A 5,741-nucleotide genomic window follows, 5' to 3' on the forward strand; every position below is an offset into this window, starting at 1 on the left:
CCACAGCCGAATAGTCCGTCCGCATCTTCACCGCTGATCCCATCGCCCGAATCCTCCTCGCAACAAGGAATCACGGATCAGTCGAGGCGGGAACCCCTAGAGAGTCAGCCCTCAGAGCCTTTGGTATAATAGAGGGATCAAAGCTTACAAATGAGGGGAGAAATGCCATGAGGAAGAAGGCACAGCGATCTATTGTAGCATTGGCGCGCTCTGCGCCGCCCTGGCCCCGTCGGGCGTTCTTGCCCAGCAGCCGCCCGTCAAAATTGGCGTCGTCACGGAGCTGACAGGCCCGTGGGCGTTCTTCGGCACAAGCTGGCCGCTGCGCGCAGAGCAACGTGTTGGCGCTCACAGGCCCCACCAGCTCCGATACGGGCTTGGCGCTCTACGGTTATGCTGAGCAGAACAGGGTGCCTTACCTGGTGCCGGTCGCGGCCTTCCCGCGACTCACCCAGCCCGGCACAAAATATACCTTCCGTCTGGAGCCGAATGCCGTCGGCTGGGGCTATGCCATCGCTCAGTTCGTCGCCAAGCAGAAGCCTGGCGCGAAGATCGCTCTCGTCTATTCCGATTTCGCCCTCATGCGCGCCATCGCGGCCGGCCTTAAATACCAGGCACCGCTCTCTGGCGTGAAGATCGAGCCCGAGATCGTGTTCCCGCAAGGTGCCAATGATGCCACCGTGCAGGTGGCTCAGGTGCGCGCCGCCAATCCCGATTACGTGGTTTCCGTGGGCGGTGGCGGCTTCGACAACACGCTCACCAACCAGTTGCTTGATATCGGCATCAAACCTGAGCAGATCATCCATCCCTACTTCGCTACGAACCAGGTGTTGAGCTGGGGCAAGCGTAGTGTCGGTTCCTTTTACGGCACGTTCTTCGACGCCAATCTCGACAAGCTGACGCCGGAAGGGAAGGACTTCGTCACCAAGTCCACCGCGGAGAACGGCCGTCCGCCATCTTACTTGGAGAACTTCTGCTATGTGACCGCGCACGTCATCCGGCAGGTGCTCGACAATGTGCCCGAGGCCGCCGACGATCGTGAAAAATTCCGCTCCGCCGTCTCCGCTCTCAAGATGAAAGAGCCGACCTCGGGCCTGCCGATTGAGTTCGACAAGAACGGGGCGCGCGTGGAATACATCTACATCATGCAGATGCAGGAAGTCGCCGAAAAGAACTACAAGGCGAAGGAGGTGTATTACACGGAATGGGACCCTGAAGGTCATCCCAGTCTACACTCTGGTGAAATAACGGTCATCGTCCGCAGACACGCCTGCGGCGCCAAAGCCGCAGCAAATTTCTCTGACCCTGTAAAAGCCGGTGGTATTGCGATGTCCGATGGAACTCTGATCATTCTCCTGTCGACTCTATCGACAGGCCTTCTCCTGGGAGCGATTTTCGCCCTTGTCGCCACTGGCGTGACGATCGTCTACGGCAGTATCTGGATGCCAAACGCGGCAAATGGTCAATTCTTCCTGCTTGCTGCCCTGTTTGGCTGGTCGATGACCGTTAGCTGGGGCATCAATCCGGCGCTGGCCGCTGTTCTCGGTGATTGGGGTCAGCGTGCCCCTGTCCTACATTCTTGAGATCCTGCTGGTGCGGCGCTTGACCTGAGACCCTAATCTCCTCCGGTTAGAGGGAGAGTCCTCATTGAGTTTCTGCGGGCACTCCGGAGAGCACTGATGCGACTGGGCGACCAAGTACCGTGACCCGGCCGGAACGCGGGGTCGTTCCTGGTCTCTCCCAGAGCTGAGCCAGGATGGGGATTCCGAATGATTGTGCGTGGACGCTGCAAGTCTTCCGTGCACGCCCGCACGCCAGAAGAGGGCGCAAGCAAGACGGGGCTTGGTGCCCAGGGGCTGGGCCGGCTCGCCGATCGGGCTTACGATGCCAAACACGTTCACGACATCCTGTTGAGCGCTTCTTCACAGGCTTGAGAACTTTCGGCGCCTCGTAACCCTAACACGAGCTGCTTGCCAGTCATGGGCTTCATCACACTCGCGATCCCATCCTGCTGAGGTAAAGGTGATTGGTCACCGCGCCCTAGTACAAGAATCCGTCGAAAGGTTTGCGCATGAGTCCGGCTGCGAAAAACTCGACCATAGAAGTAAAATCAAAGACCGGAAGACGCGTCGCTCGCTGCACGGCCGCAGCATAGGGAGGCAGGTCCGAGCATTCAAGGAGTATCGCTCCGACATCCGGTCGAGTGCTCACCAAATCCATCGCTGTGCGAACGACTTCGCTCTCGACTCCCGCGACGTCGAGCGTGCCAGGATACCGCCAAAGTGCCGTCCACGCGGGCGCCTCAGTGATGTTGGCAACCACGAACCGATCCGGAGCTTCTAGCAGTCCGGAAGCCGACAGAAGCTCCGGCGTGAAGTAATCTTTGCCCCCCGTCACGATGCCCAATGTCTTTGTTCGGGGGAGCAGCCGCTCAAGAAATGGAGCCAGCAATAAGCTGGACAGTAGCACTGGAACGTCGACCGAGGCTCGAACTGCCTCCTGATAGTGAATAGTAAACCCGCAGTTCGCAGTGATCATTTGCGCGCCCTCCCGGGCAAGTTCGATTGCGGCCTGCACCACTGCCGGTGTGACTTCCGCGGGAGTCGGCCCGAACAACTGATGCTCGTTCATTCCCGGAACCAGCTTGTAACGGACCGGCACACTCCAGGTGCTGGCGTTGCCGACGCTTCCTGGTATAAACGGACAGTCAACTCCATCGAGTAACAATATTCCGAGCGGAGCGCCGGCGAACACCTGCCCAGTGCGAGCGGAAAGCACTACTCCCCCGTTCTGGTCGCGGCCTGGAGACATGTAAGTCATTGCGATGCCTTTCCTCCTTGTGGCTATTGATGGGTACTGTCAGCATTTGGCTGTGAGACCCAGCAACGTTTGGTCATGCCGGACCATATTAGAAAGGGAAGCCGGACCGACGTGCAAATTTAGCTTGGAATGTGTGTTGAGCCAAATTCAGCCGTACAAAACCGGCGTTCTGTCGATCGACTAACCCGCCCTTATCGCAACACATCCGCTCGCATTCCCATGCCCTAGACAGCCCTTCTAGTTCGTCGCCCAGAGCCCAGAAATCTGCTTGATTCTGACTTTAATGGTCGGTGGTCGAAAGCTTAAAGCACACCGCGGATGACACCGGACCAGCAATCCAGACCTATAGGCTGCTCGAGATTCAACACCCCCCCAATAGCCGAGCCGATCGCAACGATTTTCGCCCAGCGAACGCTGGGCGCCTCCTCGGCTAGGGCCGGGAGGCGCGGCCGTTCAGCGTTTGCAGAGTTGGGTGGCGGTGACGCCTTTGTCGGGCAGGGTTGTCTTCGTATAGCCGTATTTGACAACCGACTTCATCATTTCGTCGGAGCCGATATAGTCTTTCAGCACTGCGTTAAAGGCGTCGACTGCTGCCTGCTGGTCCAGTGGAAAGGCGATCGCGGCGTAACCCGGGATCTCTTTCATGTTCTGGGGTGGAGTGTACGGATCGGCCACCTCCAGGCTATCATCCTTGGCGACGAGTGATTTCATAGAATAGTAGCCACCCGAACCGACGTCAGCGCGACCGGTTTTCACCGCCTGCTGTACTTCCGGCAGGCCTGCGACTTGCAGAATCTTGTCGTCGGCGATACCGATTTTTTGCGCGATAGGCACCGAAGCCCAGCCGGCCCCCGTGACGAAGGTCAAGCCTTTGTCACGCACGTCATCGAAAGAGTGCACATTTTTGGGGTTGCCCTTCCGCACGAGCAGCGCCCCCGGATCCCTGTCGATCGGGTCAGTGAAAAGCACATTGCGGCAGCGCTCCGGCAGGATGTTCATGCCGCCTGTGATTATATCGAAGCGACCGGCTTGCAGGCCGGGAATGAGCGACCCCCATTCGCCCACGACCGGCTCGACTTTTGTCGTGCCTAGTTTCTTCAGGATGTCCAAGGTCATGGCGTTGACATAGCCAAGCGGTTCGTTGTCTTTGCCCGGATACGCCCAAGGTATCTCGTTGGAGAAGCCAATCCGTATTGTTTCTCCATTCTTGATCTTGTCAAGCAACGACTGCGCTGCCGCGGACCCCGCCACGAAGCCGACTGTCATCGCCGCTATTCCGAGTGCAGCCAATCCTTTAAGGATCCCACGTTTCGGCAAGTTGCTGCTCCTTGCGCCTTTGCTCTGTTCACACATCTAATGGTTCCCCTTAGCTCACGTGTTCGTTCTCTGCCTGCCCCACTTCAATCGATCGTGTCCTTCGCTGGGCCTGCACGGTAAAGTTAACACCGCGCATGAGTCCTCTTGGAGCGAATCCTTTATCCCGAATGCAGTAAAACAGCGCTGGCTTGGCCTCGGTGCATGTTTTCAGTTTGCCACGACGAACTGGCTGCAGGCGGAACTGATGCAAGCAAGTTTTTCGCGAAGAAAACTCCTCACCGAGATTACGTCGACGTTGTCGATCCCGGCCTCCCCATTTCACGAGGTCTCTGGAACACCATACACATCCGGCGGCGCACGACGCGCGCCTTGCTTTCCTCGTCGGGCAACGGCTTTCCGTCGAAGATGACATGGCCCGCGTCAATCGTCTCGAGCTTGTTCCTCAACGCAGCAGCGTGGACTTGCCCGAACCCGAAGGCCCGATCAGGCAAACCACCTCGCCCGGAAAGACCCTGGCGACCACGCCATTCAGCGCAGTGAACTCTCCAAACCTCTTCACCACGCCGTCATAGACGACGATAGGCTGCCTTCCCTTAGCTTTCGGGCGGACCGCAATGTCCGGAGATCCGTTCATTCCACAACTCCGTATTTGCGATGCAGCCAATCGACGAACTTGGCGTGCGGTAACCCAACAGCCAGTAGATGACCGCCATCGCGGTCAGGATCTCCAGCACGCGGAAGGTGGTTGCACGTATCTGAAGCGCTGTGAACGCGAGTTCGTGCTCGCCGATGACGGACACCAGGGTCGTGTCCTGAACAGCGACACCCAGGTATTGGCGAGGATCGGCAGCACGCGGCGTGCGGCCTGCGGAAGAACCACCTTTCGCATGACCTGCGCACGGCTCATGCCGAGCGCCAGCGCCGCGTCGGACTGACCGCGGCTGATCGAATTCACGCCGGCGCGGAACGTCTCGGCATTGTAGGCCGAGATGATAAGCGAGAGCGACAGCAGCCCGCTCCGAACGGAGGCAGGCGCACGTCGAGCAGCAAGGGGAGGACATAATAGACCGATTAGGCGAGCAATATGAGCGGGATATTGCGCGCCACCTCGACATTGCAGCTTCCGACCACATTGAGAGCGCGGTTCCGCCACCCGCAGCAGCATGATGAAGATGCCGCCCGGAATCGAGACCGCCATCGTCAGAACGGTAAGAAGAACGGTCGTCTTAGCGCCGTCGAGAAGGGCGGGCATTGAGGCCCACAGTACAGACCAGTCGAACGTCATGACCGCCCCAGTTTCGCGACGCGCTGATAGATAAGGTCGACCCCGCGCGTATGCGGGAAGATGATCAGCAAATAGACGACTATGGCGACGGTGAAGAGTTCGATCGGACGATAAGTCTGGGCCGAAATGGTCGCCGAGCGGTAGAGATATTCAGGAACCGCAATGACCGAGGCGACGGCGGAGTCTTTTATGATGATAGCCAGCATCGAACCGTATGAGGGAAGGATGCGCAACGCCGCCTGCGGCAGAATAATGCGGCTGATGACAGAGGCGCGGCTCATCCCCTAGCGCAAGCCCAGCCCGCATCTGCCCGCCCCGCACC

The 5,741-nt window shown here is 58.7% G+C and carries 5 protein-coding genes and 1 pseudogene; 1 reads left to right on the forward strand and 5 read right to left on the reverse strand.

What is annotated here, in order from left to right; all coding sequences use genetic code 11:
- Nucleotides 1-320: 320 nt before the first annotated feature.
- Nucleotides 321-1,580, forward strand: a pseudogene (locus EOA75_RS27610) (ABC transporter substrate-binding protein); the annotation flags it as partial.
- Between the two features lie 457 nt (nt 1,581-2,037).
- Here the strand turns inward: EOA75_RS27610 and EOA75_RS27615 are convergent.
- The 5 genes from EOA75_RS27615 to EOA75_RS27635 all read right to left on the reverse strand — a co-directional run bounded on the left by EOA75_RS27615 (nt 2,038) and on the right by EOA75_RS27635 (nt 5,700).
- Nucleotides 2,038-2,817 (reverse strand): hypothetical protein, encoded by a 780-nt coding sequence (locus tag EOA75_RS27615; RefSeq protein WP_348628688.1) that lies wholly within the window; start codon nt 2,815-2,817, stop codon nt 2,038-2,040.
- A 453-nt stretch (nt 2,818-3,270) separates the two neighbouring features.
- Entirely contained in the window at nt 3,271-4,083 is an 813-nt protein-coding gene (gene ehuB, locus EOA75_RS27620) for an ectoine/hydroxyectoine ABC transporter substrate-binding protein EhuB (RefSeq protein WP_245466758.1), read from the reverse strand.
- A 493-nt stretch (nt 4,084-4,576) separates the two neighbouring features.
- On the reverse strand, nt 4,577-4,768 hold the full coding sequence (locus EOA75_RS35655) for an ATP-binding cassette domain-containing protein (RefSeq protein WP_164747592.1): 192 nt from the start codon (nt 4,766-4,768) through the stop codon (nt 4,577-4,579).
- A gap of 84 nt (nt 4,769-4,852) precedes the next feature.
- Entirely contained in the window at nt 4,853-5,419 is a 567-nt protein-coding gene (locus EOA75_RS27630; protein ID WP_127325646.1) for an ABC transporter permease subunit, read from the reverse strand.
- Nucleotides 5,416-5,700, reverse strand: a complete 285-nt coding sequence (locus EOA75_RS27635; RefSeq protein ID WP_164747593.1) for an ABC transporter permease subunit — start codon at nt 5,698-5,700, stop codon at nt 5,416-5,418. The genes EOA75_RS27630 and EOA75_RS27635 overlap by 4 nt, the downstream gene beginning before the upstream one ends.
- Nucleotides 5,701-5,741 lie beyond the last annotated feature (41 nt).

Origin of the sequence: Mesorhizobium sp. M1A.F.Ca.IN.022.07.1.1 (assembly GCF_003997575.1) — a bacterium.
Taxonomy (GTDB): domain Bacteria; phylum Pseudomonadota; class Alphaproteobacteria; order Rhizobiales; family Rhizobiaceae; genus Mesorhizobium.

Bases quoted from the DNA above. Each gene is read 5' to 3' on its own strand.
- EOA75_RS27615 (WP_348628688.1), bottom strand. From the start codon at position 2,817: ATGACTTACATGTCTCCAGGCCGCGACCAGAACGGGGGAGTAGTGCTT.
- ehuB (WP_245466758.1), bottom strand. From the start codon at position 4,083: ATGACAGTCGGCTTCGTGGCGGGGTCCGCGGCAGCGCAGTCGTTGCTT.
- EOA75_RS35655 (WP_164747592.1), bottom strand. From the start codon at position 4,768: ATGAACGGATCTCCGGACATTGCGGTCCGCCCGAAAGCTAAGGGAAGG.
- EOA75_RS27630 (WP_127325646.1), bottom strand. From the start codon at position 5,419: ATGACGTTCGACTGGTCTGTACTGTGGGCCTCAATGCCCGCCCTTCTC.
- EOA75_RS27635 (WP_164747593.1), bottom strand. From the start codon at position 5,700: ATGAGCCGCGCCTCTGTCATCAGCCGCATTATTCTGCCGCAGGCGGCG.